General features: G+C 69.6%; 19 protein-coding genes. 16 read left to right on the forward strand and 3 right to left on the reverse strand.

Annotated features, from left to right (window positions below):
- Positions 1–35 precede the first annotated feature (35 nt).
- The 8 genes from AAG801_RS20435 to AAG801_RS20470 are packed head-to-tail and all read left to right on the forward strand — an operon-like array spanning position 36 to position 9,516.
- Positions 36–986 carry a YCF48-related protein gene (locus AAG801_RS20435; RefSeq protein ID WP_341890028.1) on the forward strand — a complete coding sequence of 317 codons (951 nt, stop codon included), beginning with the start codon at positions 36–38 and terminating at the stop codon, positions 984–986.
- Between the two features lie 35 nt (positions 987–1,021).
- Positions 1,022–2,530, forward strand: coding sequence for an NAD-dependent succinate-semialdehyde dehydrogenase (locus AAG801_RS20440; RefSeq protein ID WP_341890001.1), 1,509 nt, complete (start codon positions 1,022–1,024; stop codon positions 2,528–2,530).
- A 29-nt stretch (positions 2,531–2,559) separates the two neighbouring features.
- On the forward strand, positions 2,560–3,837 hold the full coding sequence (locus AAG801_RS20445; protein WP_341890002.1) for an aminotransferase class III-fold pyridoxal phosphate-dependent enzyme: 1,278 nt from the start codon (positions 2,560–2,562) through the stop codon (positions 3,835–3,837).
- Positions 3,834–4,829: a phosphotransferase gene (locus AAG801_RS20450; protein WP_341890003.1), complete on the forward strand. Its 996-nt coding sequence runs from the start codon at positions 3,834–3,836 to the stop codon at positions 4,827–4,829. Before AAG801_RS20445 ends, AAG801_RS20450 begins: the two co-directional genes overlap by 4 nt.
- Positions 4,813–6,183 carry an aminotransferase class III-fold pyridoxal phosphate-dependent enzyme gene (locus AAG801_RS20455; RefSeq protein ID WP_341890004.1) on the forward strand — a complete coding sequence of 457 codons (1,371 nt, stop codon included), beginning with the start codon at positions 4,813–4,815 and terminating at the stop codon, positions 6,181–6,183. Before AAG801_RS20450 ends, AAG801_RS20455 begins: the two co-directional genes overlap by 17 nt.
- 49 nt (positions 6,184–6,232) lie before the next feature.
- Positions 6,233–7,600, forward strand: a complete 1,368-nt coding sequence (locus AAG801_RS20460; RefSeq protein WP_341890005.1) for an APC family permease — start codon at positions 6,233–6,235, stop codon at positions 7,598–7,600.
- Positions 7,601–7,609: 9 nt separating this feature from the next.
- Positions 7,610–8,863, forward strand: a complete 1,254-nt coding sequence (locus tag AAG801_RS20465; protein ID WP_341890006.1) for a Tm-1-like ATP-binding domain-containing protein — start codon at positions 7,610–7,612, stop codon at positions 8,861–8,863.
- Positions 8,860–9,516, forward strand: a complete 657-nt coding sequence (locus tag AAG801_RS20470; RefSeq protein ID WP_341890007.1) for an HAD-IA family hydrolase — start codon at positions 8,860–8,862, stop codon at positions 9,514–9,516. The genes AAG801_RS20465 and AAG801_RS20470 overlap by 4 nt, the downstream gene beginning before the upstream one ends.
- A 42-nt stretch (positions 9,517–9,558) precedes the next feature.
- On the opposite strand, the gene AAG801_RS20475 is transcribed toward AAG801_RS20470, so the two are convergent.
- The 3 genes from AAG801_RS20475 to AAG801_RS20485 form a co-directional block, all read right to left on the reverse strand.
- Complete coding sequence (locus AAG801_RS20475) at positions 9,559–10,041, reverse strand: histidine phosphatase family protein (protein ID WP_341890008.1); 483 nt, start codon at positions 10,039–10,041, stop codon at positions 9,559–9,561.
- Positions 10,042–10,188: 147 nt separating this feature from the next.
- On the reverse strand, positions 10,189–10,683 hold the full coding sequence (locus tag AAG801_RS20480) for a glycine zipper 2TM domain-containing protein (protein WP_341890009.1): 495 nt from the start codon (positions 10,681–10,683) through the stop codon (positions 10,189–10,191).
- 126 nt (positions 10,684–10,809) lie between these two features.
- On the reverse strand, positions 10,810–11,367 hold the full coding sequence (locus AAG801_RS20485) for an HNH endonuclease (protein WP_341890010.1): 558 nt from the start codon (positions 11,365–11,367) through the stop codon (positions 10,810–10,812).
- A gap of 169 nt (positions 11,368–11,536) precedes the next feature.
- Between AAG801_RS20485 and AAG801_RS20490 the strand changes: the two genes are divergently transcribed.
- The 8 genes from AAG801_RS20490 to AAG801_RS20525 are packed head-to-tail and all read left to right on the forward strand — an operon-like array spanning position 11,537 to position 20,406.
- The gene (locus tag AAG801_RS20490; protein ID WP_341890011.1) at positions 11,537–12,220 is read left to right on the forward strand and encodes a TetR/AcrR family transcriptional regulator; all 684 of its coding nucleotides are present in this window, start codon (positions 11,537–11,539) and stop codon (positions 12,218–12,220) included.
- Between the two features lie 24 nt (positions 12,221–12,244).
- Positions 12,245–14,035: an acyl-CoA dehydrogenase C-terminal domain-containing protein gene (locus AAG801_RS20495; RefSeq protein ID WP_341890012.1), complete on the forward strand. Its 1,791-nt coding sequence runs from the start codon at positions 12,245–12,247 to the stop codon at positions 14,033–14,035.
- A 1-nt stretch (position 14,036) separates the two neighbouring features.
- Positions 14,037–14,474, forward strand: a complete 438-nt coding sequence (locus AAG801_RS20500; protein WP_341890013.1) for a DUF2147 domain-containing protein — start codon at positions 14,037–14,039, stop codon at positions 14,472–14,474.
- A 5-nt stretch (positions 14,475–14,479) separates the two neighbouring features.
- Positions 14,480–16,864, forward strand: a complete 2,385-nt coding sequence (locus AAG801_RS20505; RefSeq protein ID WP_341890014.1) for a 3-hydroxyacyl-CoA dehydrogenase/enoyl-CoA hydratase family protein — start codon at positions 14,480–14,482, stop codon at positions 16,862–16,864.
- 25 nt (positions 16,865–16,889) lie between these two features.
- Positions 16,890–18,089 (forward strand): acetyl-CoA C-acyltransferase, encoded by a 1,200-nt coding sequence (locus AAG801_RS20510; protein ID WP_341890015.1) that lies wholly within the window; start codon positions 16,890–16,892, stop codon positions 18,087–18,089.
- A 57-nt stretch (positions 18,090–18,146) separates the two neighbouring features.
- Positions 18,147–19,028: an alpha/beta fold hydrolase gene (locus tag AAG801_RS20515; RefSeq protein ID WP_341890016.1), complete on the forward strand. Its 882-nt coding sequence runs from the start codon at positions 18,147–18,149 to the stop codon at positions 19,026–19,028.
- On the forward strand, positions 19,025–19,588 hold the full coding sequence (locus AAG801_RS20520) for a DUF1569 domain-containing protein (RefSeq protein ID WP_341890017.1): 564 nt from the start codon (positions 19,025–19,027) through the stop codon (positions 19,586–19,588). The genes AAG801_RS20515 and AAG801_RS20520 overlap by 4 nt, the downstream gene beginning before the upstream one ends.
- Before the next feature lie 41 nt (positions 19,589–19,629).
- Complete coding sequence (locus AAG801_RS20525) at positions 19,630–20,406, forward strand: enoyl-CoA hydratase (RefSeq protein ID WP_341890018.1); 777 nt, start codon at positions 19,630–19,632, stop codon at positions 20,404–20,406.
- Positions 20,407–20,420: the final 14 nt, after the last annotated feature.

Below are 20,420 nucleotides of genomic sequence, written 5' to 3' on the forward strand. Positions count from 1 at the left end.
TCCTCCTCGCCGCGCTAGGCTGGCTGTTCGGTGCCTTGACGCAGCCAGTACAGGCGCAGGCGCAGTCCGCGGCGGCGCCCGCCGCGAAGCTCGAGGCGCAGCCTGCGATGCGCGTGGCGCACGCCGGCCGTGCTGCCGTGCTCGGCAGCGCGAAGGCGGGCCAGCGCATGGTCACGGTGGGCGAGCACGGCGTGGTGATGCTCTCCGACGACGGTGGCCGCCAGTGGCGCCAGGCGCGGGCGGTGCCGGTGCGCTCGACGCTGACGTCGGTGGCCTTCGCCGATCCGATGCACGGCTGGGCGGTCGGCCACTGGGGCGTCGTGATCACCACCGCCGACGGCGGCGAGAGCTGGGCGCTGCAGCGCATCGACACCACCGAGGACCGCCCGCTGTTCGCGGTGCATGCCTTCGATGCGCAGCAGCTGGTTGCGGTGGGCCTGTGGTCGCTGGTGCTGACCAGCGCCGATGGCGGCAAGACCTGGGCGGCGGTGACGCTCGCGCCGCCGCCGGCAGCCGACGGCAAGCCGGCACGCAAGGCCGACCTGAACCTCTTCCACCTGTTCGCCGACGCGCAGGGCCGCGTGTTCGCCGCCGGCGAACGCGGCTTCGTGCTGCGCTCGGACGACCACGGCGCGACCTGGAGCTACCTGCCCAGCGGCTACAAGGGCTCGTTCTGGACCGGTGCCGCGCCGGCGCCGGGCGTGCTGCTGGCTGCCGGCCTGCGCGGCTCCATCTACCGCAGCAGCGACGACGGCAAGACCTGGGTGCGCGTGGACAGCCGCAGCAAGTCGTCGATCACCGCGCTGCTGCTGCGTGCCGATGGCGTGCTCGCGCTCGGGCTCGACGGGCTGCAGCTGCGCAGCACCGACCAGGGCGCCAGCTTCAGCGGAACGCCGCGCGCCGATCGTGCTGCGCTGACTGCAGGCCTGCTGCGTGCCGACGGCCGCGAGCAGCTCTTCTCCCGGCAAGGCGCCGTCGGCGACTGATGCGTCCGGCCATTGCCACCTCCCTGGAATCCGACATGAGCTATCCCGCACTCGCCCTGCACGTGGCCGGGCAGTGGCTGCCGCGCGCCTCGGGCGGCGAACGTTTTGTCTACAACCCGGCCGACGCCTCGCCGCTGGCGGCGCTGCCGCTGGCCGGCGCGCCGGAGCTGAGCGCAGCCGCCGAGTCGGCCGCCCGCGGCTTTCGCGACTGGCGCCGGCGCAACGCCCACGAGCGCTACGCGGTGCTGCGCGGCGCCGGCGAGCTGATGCGCCAGCGCGCCGAGGAGATCGCCCGGGTGCTCACGCTCGAGCAGGGCAAGCCGCTGGCCGAGGCGCTGCGCGAAGTGCGCCTGTCGGCCGACATCCTCGACTTCCAGGCCGAGGAGGGCAAGCGCCTGTACGGCCGCACGGTGGCGCCGCGTGTCGAGGGCATCCTGTCGCAGACGGTGACCCGCCAGCCGGTCGGCCCGGTGGCGGCCTTCACGCCGTGGAACTTCCCCGCCAACCTGCCGGTGCGCAAGCTGGCCAGCGCGCTGGCTGCCGGGTGCAGCGTGGTCATCAAGCCCGACGAGGAGACGCCGGGCACCTGCATGCTGATCGTGCAGGCCTTCCTCGACGCCGGCGTGCCGGCCGACGCCATCAACATGGTCTGCGGCGACCCGGCCGAGGTCTCGTCCACGCTGATCGCCCATCCGGCGATCGCCAAGGTGTCGATCACCGGCTCGGTGGCGGTGGGCAAGCTGCTCGGCGAGCAGGCGGCGCGCCACGTCAAGCGCTTCACCGCCGAGCTCGGCGGGCATGCGCCGGTGATCGTGGCCGAAGACATGTGCGAGCCTGCCGCGCTGCCCTTCGTGCTGAAGGCCTCGCTGACGGCCAAGTACCGCAACGCCGGGCAGGTGTGCGCCTCGCCGATCCGCTTCTACCTGCCGCGCCGCCACCTCGAGCGCTTCGCCGAGCAGTTCGCGCTCGGCGCCGGCCGGCTGCGCCTCGGCCCGGGGCTGGACGCGCAGACACAGATGGGACCGCTGACGCACGCACGCCGCGTCGAGGACATGGAGCGCTTCGTCGACGACGCCGTCGGCCGCGGTGCGCGGCTGCTCACCGGCGGCCACCGCATCGATCGTCGCGGCTGGTTCTTCGAGCCCACCGTGTTCGCCGATGCGCCGCCGGACAGCCGGCTGATGCAGCAGGAGCCGTTCGGACCGATCGCCGTGCTGCAGCCCTACGATCAGCTCGACGACGCCATCGCCGCCGCCAACGCACTGCCCTACGGCCTTGGCGCCTATGCCTTCACGCGCGACCTGCAGGTGGCGCACCGCCTGGCCGAGGAACTCGAGGCCGGCATGGTGGGCATCAACCACTACGGTGTGTCGCAGCCCGAGATGCCCTTCGGTGGCTGGAAGGAAAGCGGCATCGGCCAGGAGATGGGCGCTGAAGGCGTGCTGCACTACACCGAGATCAAGACCATCACCGTCGGCGTGCCCGGATCGACCGGCAACATCACCGCGCCCGATGCGGCTGCAAGCCCGGACCGAGCTCGATGACCGGCAAGCGCCCGACCCAGGAGAGGCCGATGTCCGACCTGCTGCAACGCCGCCGCGCCTTGCTGGGGCCGAACGTCTCGACCTTCTACGCCGATCCCGTCCACATCGTCCGCGGTGAAGGGGTCTGGCTGTGGGACGCCGAGGGGCGGCGCTATCTCGACTGCTACAACAACGTGCCCCATGTGGGCCACTGCAACCCGCGGGTGGTCGAGGCGCTGTGCGCCCAGGCGCGCACGCTCAACACCCATACACGTTACCTGCACGAGGGCATCCTCGACTACGTCGAGCGGCTGACCGCCACCTTCGACGACCCGCTGAAGACCGCGATACTGACCTGCAGCGGGTCGGAGGCGAACGACATCGCGCTGCGGATGGCCGAAGCGATGACCGGCAAGCGCGGGATCGTGGCCACCGACGCGACCTATCACGGCAACACCACGCTGGTCAGCCACCTGTCGAGGAGCAATGTGCCGGAGGTGGGTTTCGGCCTGGCCGGCTGCGTGCGCCATGTCGAGGCGCCGGACAGCTATCGCATCGACGATCCCGAAGGCCAACGCTTTGCGGCTCATGTTGCGCGTGCCATCGAGGAACTCGAAGCCTGCGGCATCGGATTTGCCGCACTCATCGTCTGCCCGCTGTTCCTGAATGAGGGCTTCCCGACACAGGCGCCGGGCTGGCTGCGCCCCGCGGCAGAGCTCGTTCGCAGGGCGGGGGGGGTGCTGATCTGCGACGAGGTGCAGTCGGGCTTCGGCCGCTGCGGCAGCCATTTCTGGGCTCACCAGAAGCAGGGCGTGACCCCGGACATCGTGACCATGGGCAAGCCGATGGGCAACGGCCATCCGGTTGCCGGGCTCGTCACGAGCCCCGAGATCATGGCGCGCTTCCGAGGCTCCTTCCGCTACTTCAACACCTTTGGCGGCAATCCGGTGTCGTGCGCCGTGGCGATGGCGGTGCTGGACGAACTCGAGGACAAGCAGTGGCAGCAGCATGCTGCCAGGATCGGACGCCTGGCGCGGGAACGCCTGCAGACCCTGGCCGAGAAGTACGAGGTCATTGGCGACGTGCGGGCCAGCGGCATGGTCTTCGGTGCGGAATTCGTGCGTGACCGCAGGACCCGTGAACCCGCCGCGGACTGCGCCGACCGCGTGGTCAACGCGATGCGCGAGCGCGGCATCCTGCTGTCGAAGCTCGGGCGGCACAAGAACACCCTCAAGATCCGCCCGCCCATGCCGTTCGGCGAGGACCATCTCGATCTGCTGATCGAGACGCTGGACGAAGTCATGCCGGGCATCCTGGGGCAGCCGTGACCGACACCGTTCGACAGGCCCTCGCCCTCTGGGGCTTCGACGATGCCGAGTGCAGCTTCGTCGCCGGGCGCGAGAACCGCGTCTACCGCGTGCGCACGGGCGAGGGCCGCTTCGCGCTGCGCCTGCGACGCCCCGGCTATCGCAGCGAGGCGGAGCTTCTGTCGGAAGCGCTCTGGCTCGAGGCGATGGACCGGGCCGCGCTGCAGGTGCCGCGCCCGCGGCGATCGCTGGGCGGCGCGCTGCTCGAGAAGGTGGGGGCGCACCATGTCGACATGGTGGGCTGGTTGTCCGGCCAGCCCTTGGGGCGCAGCGGCGATCGGCTGCAGGTGGCGGATGCGCCGGCGGTGTTTCGCCGCCTGGGTCGCGAAATGGCGCGGCTGCACGCGGCCTGCGATGTGTGGCAGCGCCCCGCCGGCTTCGCCCGTTGCGCCTGGAACGCGGAAGGGCTGCTGGGCGAGGCCCCCCTGTGGGGCCGCTTCTGGGACAACCCGACCCTCGACGCCGAGACGCGCAGCCTCTTCACCCGGTTCCGCCGCGAGGCACGGCTCGACCTCGAGGCGTGTGCGGCGACGCTCGACCATGGGCTGATCCATGCCGATCTGGTGCGCGAGAACGTGCTCGTCGACGGTTCGCTGATCCGCATGCTCGATTTCGACGACGGCGGCTTCGGCTTCCGGTTGTTCGACCTCGCGACGGTCCTTCTGAAGAACCTGGCCGAGCCGCACTATGCGGATCTCGAGGCTGCGCTGCGTCAAGGCTACGCAAGCCTGCGCCCGCTCGATGACCGCAAGCTCGGGCTGTTCATGGCGCTGCGCGCCGTCACCTATGTGGGCTGGATCGTGCCACGCATGGACGAGGACGGCTCCTGCGCGCGCAACGAACGCTTCATTGCCCACGCCCGGCAGCTCTGCGCCGACTACCTTGGGCACCCACCCCCAATGGCCTTTGAATCCGAACACCCGTTGAAAGGCAGCCATGCACCCGAGCTCTGACACTCTCAAGCGCGACAACGCCCAGTACATCTGGCACCCGATGGCCCACCCGGGCGCGATGAAGAAGAGCGCGCCGGACATCATCGCCCGCGGCGAAGGCTGCTGGATCTGGGACGTCGACGGCCACAAGCTGCTCGACGGCGTCGGCGGCCTGTGGAGCAGCAACCTCGGCCACAGCAACCGGCGTGTGCGCGACGCGGTGGTGGCGCAGCTCGACGAACTGCCGTTCTACAACGTCTTCCGCGGCACGACGCACGTGCGCGCGATCGAGCTGTCGGCCCGGCTGGTCAAGCTGATGCAGCCCGAGGGCGTGTCGGCCGTGCTGTTCTCCAACGGCGGCTCCGACGCGGTGGAAGGCGCGCTGAAGATCGCGCGCCAGTACTGGAAGCTCAAGGGGCAGGGCGACCGATTCAAGTTCATCGCGCTGAGGCAGGGCTACCACGGCGTGCACTTCGGCGGCATGAGTGTCAACGGCAACTCCAACTTCCGCCGGCCCTACGAGCCGCTGCTGCCGGGCTGCTTCCACGTCGACACGCCCTGGACGTACCACAACCCCTTCGGCCTGGACGACCCCGAGGCGCTGGGCCGCCAGTGCGCCGAGATGCTCGAGCGCGAGATCGTCTTCCAGGGGCCGGACACCGTGGCCGCCTTCATCGCCGAGCCGATCCAGGGCGCCGGCGGCGTGATCGTGCCGCCGGCCAACTACTGGCCGCTGATCCGCCAGGTGTGCGACAAGTACGGCGTGCTGCTGATCGCCGACGAGGTGGTGACCGGCTTCGGCCGCGGCGGTGCAATGTTCGGCACGCGGCTGTGGGGCGTGAATGCCGACCTCTGGTGCCTGGCCAAGGGCATCAGCTCGGGCTACGTGCCGCTGGGCGCCACCGCGATCTCGAAGAAGGTGGCCGAGGTGTTCGAGAACGACACCACGGGTGCTGCCTCGGTCTCGCACGGCTACACCTACAGCGCGCACCCGGTGGCCGCCGCCGCGGCGCTGGCCACGATCGACATCCTCGAAGAGCAGGACATCCCCGGCAACGCGGCACGCGTCGGTGCGCACCTGCAGGCGCGGCTGCGCAGCTTCGGCGAGCGCTTCGGCATCGTCGGCGACGTGCGCGGCATGGGCCTGATGGCCGGCATCGAGATGGTGGCCGACAAGGCCGGGCGCGTGCCGGTGCCGCGCAGCAGCGACGTCCCGGCGCGCGTGGCGCGCGAGGCCTACCGGCGCGGCGTGATGGTGCGCATCAGCGGGCCGAACCTGATCCTCTCGCCGCCGCTGGTGATCACGCGCGAGGAGGTGGATCAGCTCGTCGATGTGCTCGAGGAGAGCTTCTCCGCAGTGCAGGCCACGCTCTGACGCCCCCCCCCAACGCCGGCCCTCGAACCAACTTCAGAAGGACAACCGCATGACCACCTCCTCGAAGCCGGCTGTCGCCGGCCTGGGATTCAGCGCCCTGTTTGCCGCGGCGATCGGAGCCATCGTCGCGCAGATCGGGATGGTCAGCTCCGCGCAGGGCATCGGCATCGGCGGCTGGGGTTTCGTGGGCGCACTGTTCATCGCCTTCGCGATCTCGATGGCCAACGCTTTCGCCTACGCCGAGATGTCGCTGATGCTGCCCAGTCAGGGCAGCCTGTCGAGCTTTGCCGAGGCGGCGATCGGCAACTTCCCGGCCATCATGCTGGTGTTTGCGGGCTACGTGACGCCGGCGATCTTCGGCTTGCCGGCCGAACTGATCCTGGCCGACACCATCCTCACCCAGGCGCTCGGCCTGCCGCTGCCGGCGCACTTCTGGCCGGTGGCCATCGTCGTGCTGTTCGCGGCGCTGAACATCCTGGGCACCGACGTGTTCGCGCGTGTCCAGACGGTGCTGAGCTTCGTCGTGCTGTTGTTCCTTGGCGTGGTGGGAATCGTCGCGCTGTCCGGCAGCGCCTCGGCGGCGCCCGACCCGGCGGCAGGCCTGGCGCAGCTGTCGCATGAGATCACGGTCTTCGGCCTGGTGGCGCTGGCGTTCTGGGTGTTTGCCGGCATCGAGTTCGTCACGCCGCTGGTCACCGAAGCGCGCGATGCGCGGCGCGACCTGCCGCGCGCGATGTTCCTCGGCCTGACGGCGTTGCTGGTGGTGCAACTGCTGTTCGTGCTCGGTGCCGCCAGCCTGCTGCCGCGCGAGAAGCTGGCGACGGCGGCCACCCCGCACCTGGACGTGGCGAGCGCGGTCTTCGGCCCGGGCGGGCGCGTGTTCGTCGCGGTGCTGGCGCTGCTCGCATCGGCCAGCTTGATCAACACGGTGCTTGCCGCGGTGCCGCGCATGCTGGCCGGCATGGCCGACAACGGCCAGGTGTTCCCGCTGCTGAAGTACCGGCATCCGAAGTTCGGCACGCCGGTGGTGGCGATCCTGTTCGTCGCGGCGCTGCCGCTGGTGGGACTCTTCTGGTCGGGCGGCAGCGTCGAGGCCATCCTGCCGCTGATGATCGCCGCCTCGGTGGCCTGGCTGATGGCCTACATCATGGCCCAGGTCTCGTTGATGGTGCTGCGCCGCCGGCACCCGGAACTGCCGCGGCCGTTCAAGGTGCCCGGGTACCCGCTGGTGCCGCTGCTCGCGATCGCCGGCATGGTCTTCGTGATCGCGAACAGTTCGCCGGCGCCCGAGATGACGCGTGCCATCGCCACCTACACCGGCGTCGTGCTGCTGGTGTTCGCGGTGGTCGGCGCCGTGTGGGTGAAGGCGGTGATGAAGAAGGGGCTGTTCGAGCCCGTCAAGCCGCATCTGGGCTGAGGAGCTGCCATGGCCAACCCGAGCCCGCGCATCCTGATCATCGGCACCGTCGACACCAAGAGCGACGAGATCGCGTTCCTGCGCCAGAGTGTCGAGGGCTGCGGCGGGCGCGCCATCGTCATGGACGTCGGCGTGCTCGGCAAGGGCGGCTTCACCGCCGACATCCCGAACACCGAGGTGGCTGCGGCGGCCGGCACCACGCTGCAGGCGATCATCGACAGCGGCGACGAGAACACCTCGATGACGCTGATGGCCCAAGGCGCCACCGCGCTGGCGCTGCAGTGGCACGGCGAGGGCCGCTGCGACGGCCTGCTCGCCCTGGGCGGCACGATGGGCACCGACCTCGCGCTCGACGTGGCGAACGCCTTGCCGCTGGGTGTGCCGAAGGTGGTGCTGTCGACCATCGCCTACTCGCACCTGGTGCCACCGGACCGCATTCCTCCGGACCTGATCATGCGGCTGTGGGCCGGCGGCCTGTACGGGCTCAACCGCCTGTGCAAGACCGCGCTGGCGCAGGCCGCCGGTGCGGCGGTGGGGGCCTGCCTGGCGCGCGTCGAGGAGGGCAGCGACGAGTGCCGGCCGGTCGTCGGCATGACCTCGCTGGGCTCGACGGCGCTGCGCTACATGAAGGCGCTGAAGCCGGCGCTGGAGGCGCGCGGCTACGAGCTGGCGGTGTTCCACACCACCGGCATGGGCGGGCGCGCCTTCGAGGACCTGGCCGCCAAGGGGCGCTTCGCCGCGGTGATGGACTTCAGCCTGCAGGAGCTGGTGAACCACATGGGCGGCTCCTGCGTCACCTCAGGAGCCGATCGCCTGCGCGGCGCCGGCCGTGCCGGTGTGCCGCAGATCGTCGCGCCGGGCGCTACCGACATGGTCGACTACGCCGCCTGGTCGCCGTGCCCGCGGCGTTTCGAGGGGCGCGCTGCCCATGCGCACAACCGGCTGATCGCCTCGGTCTGCATCGACGAGGCGATGCGCCGCGAGGTGGCGCGCGAGATCGGCTCGCGCCTGGCCGAAGCGCGCGGCCCGAGCTGCCTGCTGCTGCCGGCGGGCGGCATCGAGGAGTGGGACCGGCCGGGTGCGCCGCTGCACGACGCTGCCGGGCTCGCTGCGCTGGTGGATGAACTGCCGCGCCACGTGGGCGGGCAGACGCAGTTGCGCAGGATCGATGCGCACATCAACGACGCAGCCTTCGCCGAGGCGGCTCTGGCGGTGTTCGACGCATGGGTCGAGCAGGGCCTGATTGCGCGGGGTGTGCAATGACGCAGGCCCTGGTGCTGGACTTCGGCGGTGTGATCAGCCGCACGCTGTTCGAGACGCATGCGCTGAGCGAGGCGGCGCTCGGCCTGCCCGCCGGTACCTTGACGTGGCGCGGCCCGTTCGACCCCGCCACCGACCCGTTGTGGCAGGACATGCAGGCCGACCGCATCAGCGAGCGCGACTACTGGATGGCGCGCACCCGCGAAGTCGGCCGCCTGGTCGGCGAGGAATGGGACCGCATGGAGACTTTCGTGCAGCGTGCCCGCGGCGCCGATGTGCAGGCGGTCATCCGCCCGGAGGCGGTGGCGGCGATCGAGGCAGCGAAGGCGGCGGGCTGCAGGCTGGCCATCCTCTCCAACGAGCTCGACCTGTTCTACGGTGCCGACTTCCGCCGCCGGCTGCCACTGATCGAGCGCTTCGACGTGATCGTCGACGCCACCCACACCGGCATCCTCAAGCCCGACCCGCGCGCCTATGCGGCGTGTGTCGGGCAACTCGGCGTGGCGCCCGAGGCCTGCGTGTTCGTCGACGACCAGCTGCGCAACGTTCGCGGCGGCGAGCGCGCCGGCCTGCGCACGGTCCACTTCGACGTGATGCAGCCGCAGGCTTCGTACGACGCCGCGCTGCGCCTGCTCGGCCTGCCGCCGGCCCGCTGACGGAAGGGCCGAAGACCGCTGGCAGGACGCGTCGGCCCGGGGTCAGGGCGGGGTGTCGAGCGTCGCCGACGCCGCCTTGCGCCGCAGCGCTTCAGCCCAGCTCGGTGCGTCGAACTCGATCGTCGCAATCGCGCAGGTGGGCAGGAACTCGATGTCCCGGGCGAGGTGGTGGGCGAGTTCCGTGAGTTCCGGGTTGTGCCCGACGATCGCGACGCGGTCGAAGGCATCGTCGAGCTCGCCGATGCTGTGCAGCAGCGCGCGAGCCGAGCCGCAGTAGAGGCGATCGTCGACGCGGATGTCGTCCGCGCTCTGGCCGAAAGTCGTCGCCAGCGCGCGAGCCGTGGCCAGCGCCCGCAAGGCCGGGCTCGAGACAATCAGTTCGGGGCGGACGCCTCGCGTCGCGTAGCGCCGCGTCATGCGTGCGAGCTCACGCTCACCCTTCTCGTCGAGTGGGCGGGCACGATCGGCCAGCGATAGCTCGTCCCAGCCGGAACTGGCATGGCGCATCAGCAGCAGCGTCTTCATGGGGCGGCGAGTCCAGGCCCGACACTAGCGAACGCCTGCCTGTCCGTCACGGTGTCGATGGCCGCTGCAGTCATCGCGGTTGATCTGCCGCAAGCGATCGATCGCTCGTGCCGACTGCTGTCACCGCGCCGCGCGGCGCTGGGTGGGTCAGCCCTTGGGGGCCGGCGGCACCGGTGTGCCGCTCGGGGCGACACCCGGCGCGCGCGTCACGCGGGTCTTGCCGCCGGTGGTGACGAGGATCACCGCGTCGCCGGGGTTCAGCGTCTCGTTGCCCTTGGCCTGGACGATCGCGCGGCGTTCGCCGTTGCGCAACTGCAGCAGGATCTCGACCGCGTCTTCGCGCGTGCCGGCGCGCTCGACCGCATTGCCGACCACGGCACCGGCCACGGCGCCGAGCACGCCAACGACGACGGCTTCCCGGCGGCCACCGACCGAAGACCCGGCCACCGCGCCGGCCACGCCGCCGGCGGTGGCGCCGATGCCGCTCTGGTTGCCTTCCACGGTGACCGATCGCACCGACAGCACGGTGGCGTCCTGCACCTGCGACATGCGCTGCGCGTCGCCGCGCTGGATGACGTCGGGGCTGGTGGTCGAGCAGGCGGCCAGCGAGGCCACGGCGACGGCAAGGAGGATCTTCTTCATGGTGGTGCTCCGGCAGGGAACGTTGTGAAGCCAACGCCCGTTCGGGCGCTGGCGTAGACCGGTGGATGTGACTGTACGCCCGGGGTTCCCGGCGCAGATGTAAAGATCCTTGTCGAGCGTGAAGGATCAACCGTGCAGACGGCTGGTGCGCGGCACGCTGGCGAGCAGGAACTCCATCTGGTCGGCCAGGATGCGCCGGCCGCGCAGGATCATGTCCTCGTGCAGGCTGGGCACGTAGGGCAGGTAGAGCAGGCTCATGCGCGCCTCTTCGGGCATGCGGTTGCCCTTGCGGCCGTTGCAGGGTCGGCAGGCGGTGATGCAGTTCATCCAGCTGTCCAGTCCGCCGCGCGAGGTTGGGACGATGTGCTCGCGCGTCAGGTCGTCGACCTGGAAGTGCGCGCCGCAGTAGGCGCAGACGCCACGGTCGCGGGCGAACAGCTTGGGGTTGGACAGCGCCGGCGTCTGCCGCCAGGCCTTGCTCGGGACGGCGCCGCGCACGGCGATGATGGGGTGCACCTCGATGCGGCTCTGCAGCCCGGTGCGCCGTTGCGTGCCGCCGCGCAGCACGTAGAAGGCATCGCCCAGGGTCCAGGCCACGCCGTCGCTGGCGTAGAGAATCGCGGCTTCCTTGGCCGAGATCCACGCCTGCGGGCGGCCGGAAACGTCGAGTTGCAACACTTCCATGATCGTTCGAGCGTACTGCATTCGCGTCGTTTCGCTCAAGTCACGGGCATGACGCCCTCGTGACGGCCCCGAACTAGGGTCGAAAGCCTAGAAATTCCGCAGGGCTGTTCGGCGCGGTCGGGCGGTTTTCTGCAAAATAGAACGATCGTTCGTTTCTGGGCCCGACCCGATGGCCGACAGTCCGTCCACCGTCCGCACGCTGCACAAGGGGCAGCAGACCCGGGCCACCATCCTGGAGGCGGCGTTGACGCTCGCCTCGCACATGGGCCTGGAGGGGCTGTCGATCGGCGCGCTGGCCGAGGTCACCGGCATGAGCAAGTCGGGTGTCTTCGCCCACTTCGGCTCGCGCGACGAACTGCAGATCGCCGTGGTGCGCGAGTACCACAACAAGTTCGAGGAAGAGGTCTTCTACCCGGCGCTGCGTGAAGCGCGCGGCCTGCCGCGCCTGCGTGCGCTGTTCGACAACTGGGTCCGCCGTGTGGCGGTGGAGATCGATTCCGGCTGCATCTACATCAGCGGCGCAGTGGAGTTCGACGACCGGCCCGGCCCGGTGCGCGATGCCCTCGTCGACATGGTGCAGACCTGGCAGGACGCGCTCGAGCGCGCCATCCGCATCGGCGTCGAGGAGGGTCACCTGAAGCCCGACACCGATCCGGCGCAGATGCTGTTCGAGGTGCACGGCCTGATCCTGGCGCTGCACCACGACGCGCGTTTCCTGCGCCACCCCGGCGCCGTCGAGCGTGCCCGCACCGCCTTCCGCCGCGTGCTGGAGAACTACGCCGCGCCCGGCGCCCTCGAAGACAAGACACCCGCCCGCAAGCGCGCCCCCGGCGCCCGTGCGGTTCGACCCTGATCACCCTCCCTGGAGCAAGAGCCCATGCCCACCTACACCCCGCCCCTGCGCGACATGCAGTTCGTCATGCACGAGGTGCTCAACGTCGTCGAGGAGCTGAAGATGATGCCGGCCCATGCCGACATCGACGCCGAGACGATCAACGCGGTGCTGGAAGAAGGCGGCAAGTTCGCCGCCGAGGTGATCGCCCCGCTGAACCAGAGCGGCGACGCCGAAGGCTGCGTGCTCGACAAGGCCACCCACGAGGTCAAGGCGCCGAAGGGCTTCAAGGAAGCCTATGCGAAGTATGTCGAGGGCGGCTGGCCGTCGCTGAGCTGCGACCCGGCCTACGGCGGCCAGGGCCTGCCGCACATCGTCAACCAGAGCTTCTACGAGATGCTCAACTCGTCGAACCAGGCCTGGACCATGTATCCCGGACTGTCGCACGGCGCCTACGAGGCGCTGCACGCACATGGCTCCGAGGCGCAGAAGGCGCTGTACCTGCCCAAGCTGACCAGCGGCCAGTGGACCGGCACGATGTGCTTGACCGAGCCGCACTGCGGCACCGACCTCGGCCTGCTGCGCAGCAAGGCCGAACCGCAGGCCGACGGCAGCTACAAGATCACCGGCCAGAAGATCTTCATCTCGGCCGGCGAGCATGATCTGGCCGAGAACATCGTCCACCTCGTGCTGGCTCGCCTGCCCGACGCGCCGGCCGGCTCCAAGGGCATCTCGCTGTTCGTGGTGCCGAAGTTCCTCGCCAACGCCGACGGCACGCTGGGTGCGCGCAACGCCATCTTCTGCGCCGCGCTCGAGCACAAGATGGGCATCCACGGCAACGCTACCGCGCAGATCGTCATGGAAGGTGCGGTCGGCACGCTGGTCGGCGAGCCGAACAAGGGCCTGGCCGCGATGTTCGTGATGATGAACGCGGCGCGCCTGGGCGTGGGCATGCAGTCGCTGGGCCTGACCGAGGTGGCCTACCAGAACGCCGTCGCCTATGCGAAGGAGCGCATCCAGATGCGCGCGCTGTCAGGCCCGAAGCACCCCGACAAGCCGGCCGACACCATCATCGTGCACCCCGACGTGCGCAAGATGCTGCTGACGGCGCGCGCCTACGCCGAGGGCGGCCGCGCGCTCGCGATGTGGACCACGCTGATGCTCGACAAGGAACTCGCCAGCGACGACGAGGACGAGCGCAAGGAGTGCGCCGACCTCGTGGCCCTGGTCACGCCCATCGTCAAGGCCTTCTTCACCGACAACGCCTGGATCGCCACCTCGCACTGCCTGCAGGTGTTCGGCGGCCACGGCTACATCCGCGAATGGGGCATGGAGCAGTTCGTGCGCGACGCGCGCATCAACATGATCTACGAGGGCACCAACACCATCCAGTCGCTCGACCTGCTCGGCCGCAAGGTGCTGGGCGACAACGGCAAGAAGCTGAAGAAGTTCGGCAAGCTGGTGCAGGAGTTCGTCGAGGACGAAGGCACGAACGAGGCGATGCAGGAGTTCGTCAACCCGCTCGCCGAACTCGGCGACAAGGTGACCAAGCTGACCACCGAGTTGGGCATGAAGGCGATGGGCAATGCCGACGAGGTCGGTGCCGCCGCGGTCGACTACCTGCGCGTCTGCGGCCACCTGGTGTTCGCCTACTTCTGGGCCCGCATGGCCAAGGTGGCGCTGGCGAAGAAGGACAGCGGCGACCCGTTCTACACCGCCAAGCTGGCCACCGCGCGCTTCTACTACGCCAAGCTGCTGCCGGAGACGGCAGGCCTGATCCGCAGCTGCCGCGCCGGGCTGGCGCCGCTGATGGAAATGGACGAGGCGCTGTTCTGACATGAAGCGCCTTGCCCTGGCCGCCGCGGCCTTCCTGCTGCACACCGCCGTGCTGGCGCAAGCCACGCCGGTGGGCCTGTGGAAGACGATCGACGACGAGACGAAGCAGGAGAAGTCGCTGGTGCGCATCAGCGACAGCGCCGGCGTGCTGACCGGCAGGATCGAGAAGCTGCTCGATCCCACCGCCAAGCCGGGCGACGTCTGCGACAAGTGCACCGATGACCGCAAGGGCAAGCCCATCCTGGGCCTGACGATCATCCGCAACGCCAAGCCCGACGAGATCGACAAGAGCCTGTGGACCGGCGGCGACATCACCGACCCCAACAATGGCAAGACCTACCGCCTGCGCCTGAAGCCCACCGATGGCGGCAAGCTCCTGGAAGTGCGCGGCTATGTCGGCCCGTTCTACCGCAACCAGACCTGGATCCGAGTGGAGTGAACAACATGAATCGATTCAACGTTCGCAAGGTGGCCGTGCTCGGCGCCGGGGTGATGGGGGCGCAGATCGCCGCCCATCTGGTCAACGTCAAGGTGCCGGTGGTGCTGTTCGACCTGCCCGCCAAGGAAGGGCCGAAGAACGGCATCGTCAGCAAGGCGATCGATGGGCTGAAGAAGCTCAAGCCCTCGCCGCTGGGCATCCCCGAGGACGCTGCTTTCATCGAGCAGGCGAACTACGAGGAGCACCTCGACAAGCTCAAGGACTGCGACCTGATCATCGAGGCCATCGCCGAGCGCATGGACTGGAAGCTCGATCTGTACAAGCGCATCGCGCCGGCCATCGCGCCGCATGCGATCGTGGCCTCCAACACCTCGGGCCTGTCGATCACCAAGCTCAGCGAGGCGCTGCCGGAAGAGATCAAGCCGCGCTTCTGCGGCATCCACTTCTTCAACCCGCCGCGGTACATGTACCTGGTCGAGCTGATCCCCACCCCGACGACGAAGTCGGAGATCCTCGACCAGCTCGAGAGCTTCGTGACCAGCGCCGTCGGCAAGGGTGTGGTTCGCGCCAAGGACACGCCGAACTTCATCGCCAACCGCGTCGGCATCGCCGGCATGCTGGCGACCATCAAGGAAGCCGAGACCTTCGGCCTGAGCTACGACGTCGTCGACGACCTGACCGGCAAGAAGCTCGGCCGGGCGTCGAGCGGCACCTTCCGCACCGCCGACGTGGTGGGCCTGGACACCATGGCCCACGTCATCAAGACGCTGCAGGACAACCTGGCCGACGACCCGTTCTTCCCCAGCTACGGCACGCCGCCGGTGCTGGCCAAGCTGATCGAGCAGGGTGCGCTGGGCCAGAAGAGCGGCGCGGGCTTCTACAAGAAGGTCGGCAAGGACATCCTGCGGCTCGACCCGGCCAAGGCGGACTATGTGCCGGCCGGCGGCAAGGCCGAGCCCATCGTCGAGCGCATGCTGAAGAAGGCGCCGGCCGAGCGGCTCAAGCTGCTGCGTGAATCGACCAATCCGCAGGCGCAGTTCCTCTGGGCGATCCTGCGCGACAGCTTCCACTACGCCGCGGTGCACCTGGCCGACATCGCGGAGACCGCGCGCGACGTCGACTTCGCGATGCGCTGGGGCTTCGGCACGAGCCAAGGTCCGTTCGAGCTGTGGCAGCAGGCCGGCTGGAAGCAGGTGGCCGAGTGGGTGAAGGCCGACATCGATGCGGGCAAGGCGCTGTCCAAGGCGCCGCTGCCGGCCTGGGTGTTCGACGGCCGCGAGGGTGTGCACACTGCCGAAGGCTCGTGGAGCGCGGCGCAAGGCAAGTACATCCCGCGCTCGGCTCTCGCTGTCTACGAGCGCCAGCACTTCCCCGAGAACGTGGTCGGCGCCGGCGCCGTGGCGCCGCTCGCGGCCGGCACCGAGGTGTTCAAGAACGAGGAAGTGCGCGTCTGGACGCTGGACGGCGAGGTGCTGATCGCCAGCATCACCGCCAAGCTGCACCTGATCAGCCCGACCGTCGCCGAGGGCCTGCAGACCGCGCTGGAAAAGGCCGAGGCCGGCTACAAGGGCCTGGTGATCTGGTCGCCGGACGACGTGTTCTCCGCCGGTGCCAACCTCGAGGCGCTGATGCCCGTGTTCATGAAGAGCGGCGCCAAGGGCATCGCGCCGGAACTGAAGAAGTTCCAGGACTTCATGCTGCGCGTTCGCTACGCCCAGGTGCCTGTCGTCAGCGCCATCCGCGGCATCGCGCTCGGCGGCGGCTGCGAGCTGGCGGTGTACTCCAGCAAGCGTGTCGCGGCGATGGAGTCGTACATGGGCCTGGTGGAAGTCGGCGTGGGCCTCGTGCCCGGTGCCGGCGGCCTGACCTACATCGCGCGCCGCGCCGCCGAGATGGCCGCCGCGGGCAACGCCAACGCCGACATTTTCAGGTTCGTCACCGACGGCTTCACCAATGCGGCGATGGCCAAGGTGGGCACCAGCGCGATCGAGTCGCGCAAGCTCGGCTACCTGCTGTGGAGCGACGTGATCGTCCCGAACAAGGACGAGCTGCTCTACGTGGCGATCCAGCAGGCCAAGGCGATGTTCGACAGCGGCTACCGCGCGCCGGCGAAGTCGCTGTTCCCGGTGGCCGGCCGCAGCGGCATCGCCACCGTCAAGGGCCAGCTCGCCAACATGCGCGACGGCGGCTTCATCAGCGCGCACGACTTCCACATCAGCGCGCTGATCGCCGACGTGGTCTGCGGCGGCGAAGTGGATGCCGGCTCGCTGGTGACCGAGGAGTACCTGATGTCGCTCGAGCGCAAGCACTTCTGCGCGCTGCTCGAGAACCCGAAGAGCCAGGAACGCATCATGGGCATGCTGCAGACCGGCAAGCCGGTGCGCAACTGATCACGGCAACGACAAGGAGATTCACATGAGCAAACAAGTGCAAGACGCCTACATCGTTGCCGCCACCCGCACGCCGATCGGCAAGTCGGGCCGGGGTTACTTCAAGAACACGCGGCCGGACGACCTGCTGGTCGCCGCGGTGCGCAGTGCGCTGCGCCAGGTGCCGACGCTGGACCCGAAGGCGATCGAGGACGCGATCATCGGCTGCTCGTTCCCCGAGGGGGAACAGGGCATCAACATGGCGCGTGTGGCGATGGTGCTCGCGGGCCTGCCGAACACGGTGGGCGGCGTGACCGTCAACCGCTTCTGCGCCTCGGGCCTGACCGCGCTGCAGATGGCTGCTGACCGCATCCGCGTCGGCGAGGCCGACGTGATGATCGCCGGCGGTGCCGAGTCGATGAGCATGGTGCCGATGGGCGGCAACAAGCCCTCGTTCAACCCGGAGATCTTCGCCCGCGACGAGAACGTCGGCATCGCCTACGGCATGGGCTTGACCGCCGAGAAGGTGGCCAGCCAGTGGAAGGTGACGCGCGAGGCGCAGGACGCCTTCGCGCTGGCCTCGCACCAGAAGGCTTTGCGCGCGATGGCGGCCGGCGAGTTCACGGCCGAGATGACGCCGATCGAGATCGTCGACCGCTTCCCGAACCTGGCGACGGGCGAGGTGAGCACGAAGACGCGCACCGTGAACCTCGACGAAGGCGCACGCCCCGACACCTCGCTCGAAGGCCTGGCGAAGTTGCGCCCGGTGTTCGCCGCCAAGGGCAGCGTCACCGCCGGCAACAGCTCGCAGACCAGCGACGGCGCCGGTGCGCTGATCCTGGCCAGCGAGCGCGCCATCAAGCAGTACGACCTCAAGCCGCTGGCGCGTTTCGTCAGCTTCGCGGCGCGCGGCGTGCCGCCGGAGATCATGGGCATCGGCCCGATCGAGGCGATCCCGGCCGCGCTGCGCTACGCCGGGCTGAAGCTCGACGATCTCGGCTGGATCGAGCTGAACGAGGCCTTCGCGGCGCAGGCGCTGGCGGTGATCAACACCGTCGGCCTCGACCCGGCCAAGGTCAACCCGATGGGCGGCGCGATCGCGCTCGGCCACCCGCTGGGCGCCACCGGCGCGATCCGCGCGGCGACCGTCGTGCACGCGCTGCACCGCCACAACCTGAAGTACGGCATGGTCACCATGTGCGTGGGCATGGGGCAGGGCGCGGCAGGCATCATCGAGCGCGTCTGATCGTTCCGATCCACGAGGCCACCTGCGGGTGGCTTCGCTCCTTCTGGAGGGCAGGTCATGAATGCACACACACTCGCCGCCGATGACGGCACGCCGCTGGCGGTCCGCTTCTTCGAGCCGGCCGAAGGCGACGCACGCCGCGGTGCGGTGGTGATCGGCGGCGCGATGGGCGTGCGCCAGGACTACTACCGCGCTTTCGCCGCCTGGCTGGCCGGGCAGGGCTTCCTGGTCGCCACCTTCGACTACCGCGGCTCGGGCGACTCGTGGCCCGCCAGCGGCACGCTGCGCGGCTTCCGCGCCGACCTGTTCGACTGGGCGCGCGACACCGACACGGTGATCGAGGCGCTCGCGGCTCGCAGCGGCTCGCTGCCGATCTACCTGATCGGCCACAGCCTGGGTGCGCAACTGCCCGGCCTGCTGCAGCACCGCGACCGCCTCGCCGGCCTGCTGTCGATCGCCGCCGGCAGCGGCTACTGGCGCGACAACGCGCCGCAGCTCAAGCGCATCGTGCTGTACTTCTGGCACGTGCTGGTGCCGGTGGGCACGGCGCTGTTCGGCTACTTCCCGGGCAAGCGTTTCGGCAAGGTCGGCGACCTGCCCAAGGGCGTGGTGCTGCAGTGGCGCAAGTGGTGCATGCACCCGCGCTACCACGTCGGCGCCGAAGGCGCGGCGGTGCGCGAGCGCTTCGAGGCGGCGCGTTTCCCGGTGGTCGCGCTGTCGATCACCGACGACGAGCTGATGACCGAGCGCGGCACCCGCGTGCTGATCGACTGCTATTCGAATGCACCGCGGCGCATCGAGCGCATCGCGCCGGCCGACGTGCAGGCCAGGCGCATCGGCCACTTCGGCTTCTTCCGCGAGCAGTTCCAGGCGACGCTGTGGCGGCGTGCGGAGACTCTGCTGCACGGCCTGCAGGCCTCGACGCAGCCGACGGCATGAACCAGCCCACCGAGCCTCACGATCCCACGCGCCGCGAGTTGCTGCTGCGCAGCGGCAGCGCGGCGCTGATCGTCTCCTCGCCGCTGCTGCTGTCGGCCTGCAGCCCGGCTGCGGTGGACGGCGCAGGCTTTGGTTCGCTGCCGGCGGCGCTGGCCACGCTGCAGGCGCTGAAGGACAAGCCGCCGCGCGCCACCGGCGCCTGGGACCTGCCGAAAGTGCTGATCCATGCCGCGCAGAGCGTCGAGTACTCGCTGACCGGCTTCCCGCAGCCGAAGGCGGCGTGGTTCCGCCACACCGTCGGCCCGGCGGCCTTCGCGGTGTTCTCGGCGCGCGGGCGCATGAGTCATTCACTCAGCGAACCGATCCCTGGAGCACCGGACATCGCTGCCGGACAGGCGCTCGATGCGACGGTCGACCGGCTGACGGCGGCACTGCGCGCCTTCGAAGCCCACAGCGGCGCGCTGGCGCCGCACTTCGCCTATGGTGCGCTGGACAAGCCCGACTACACACGCGCCCACCTGATGCACCTGGCCAACCACTGGCAGGAGATGGCGGCCTGAAGCCACCACCTCACCGACGAACCCCAAGAGGAGACACCCGCATGAGCATCAAGACCGCCACGCTGAACGGCGTGGCCACCATCGAGATCGCCCGGCCCGAGAAGAAGAACGCGCTGACCGTGGCGATGTACCAGGCGATGGCCGACGCGCTGAACGCCGCGCAGGCCGACCCGGCGGTGCGCGCCGTGCTGATCACCGGCCAGCCGGGCATCTTCACCAGCGGCAACGACATCGAGGACTTCATGAGTCGCCCGCCCGGCCAGGGCAGCAACGCGGCGGAGTCGCCGGTGTTCCAGTTCATGCGCGCACTGGTCGGCATCGACAAGCCGGTGGTGGCCGCCGTCACCGGCGCGGCGATCGGTATCGGCACGACGATGCTGCTGCATTGCGACCTGGTCTACGTGTCCGACGAAGCGCGCCTGGCCATGCCCTTCGTGAGTCTGGGCCTGGTGCCGGAGTTCGCCTCCAGCCTGGTGGTGCCGCGCCTGCTCGGCAACGTCAAGGCGGCGGAGAAGCTGCTGCTCGGCGACCCGTTCTCGCCCGAGGACGCGGTGGAGGCGCGCATCGCCAACGCGGTGCTGCCGGCCGGCGAGGTGGTCAACCATGCACGCCGCATCGCCGAGCGCTTCAACAGCCTGCCGCCCGGCGCTGTGCGCGAGACCAAGAAGCTGCTGCGCCGCACCAGCAGCGACGAGGTGCTGAAGACCATCGCCATCGAAGGCGAACTGTTCAGCGCGCGGCTGCGCAGCCCCGAGGCCATGGAGGCCTTCCAGGCCTTCTTCCAGAAGCGCAAGCCGGACTTCTCGAAGTTCTCCTGAACCTCGCGGGGCTC

The organism is Variovorax sp. YR752 (assembly GCF_943372545.1).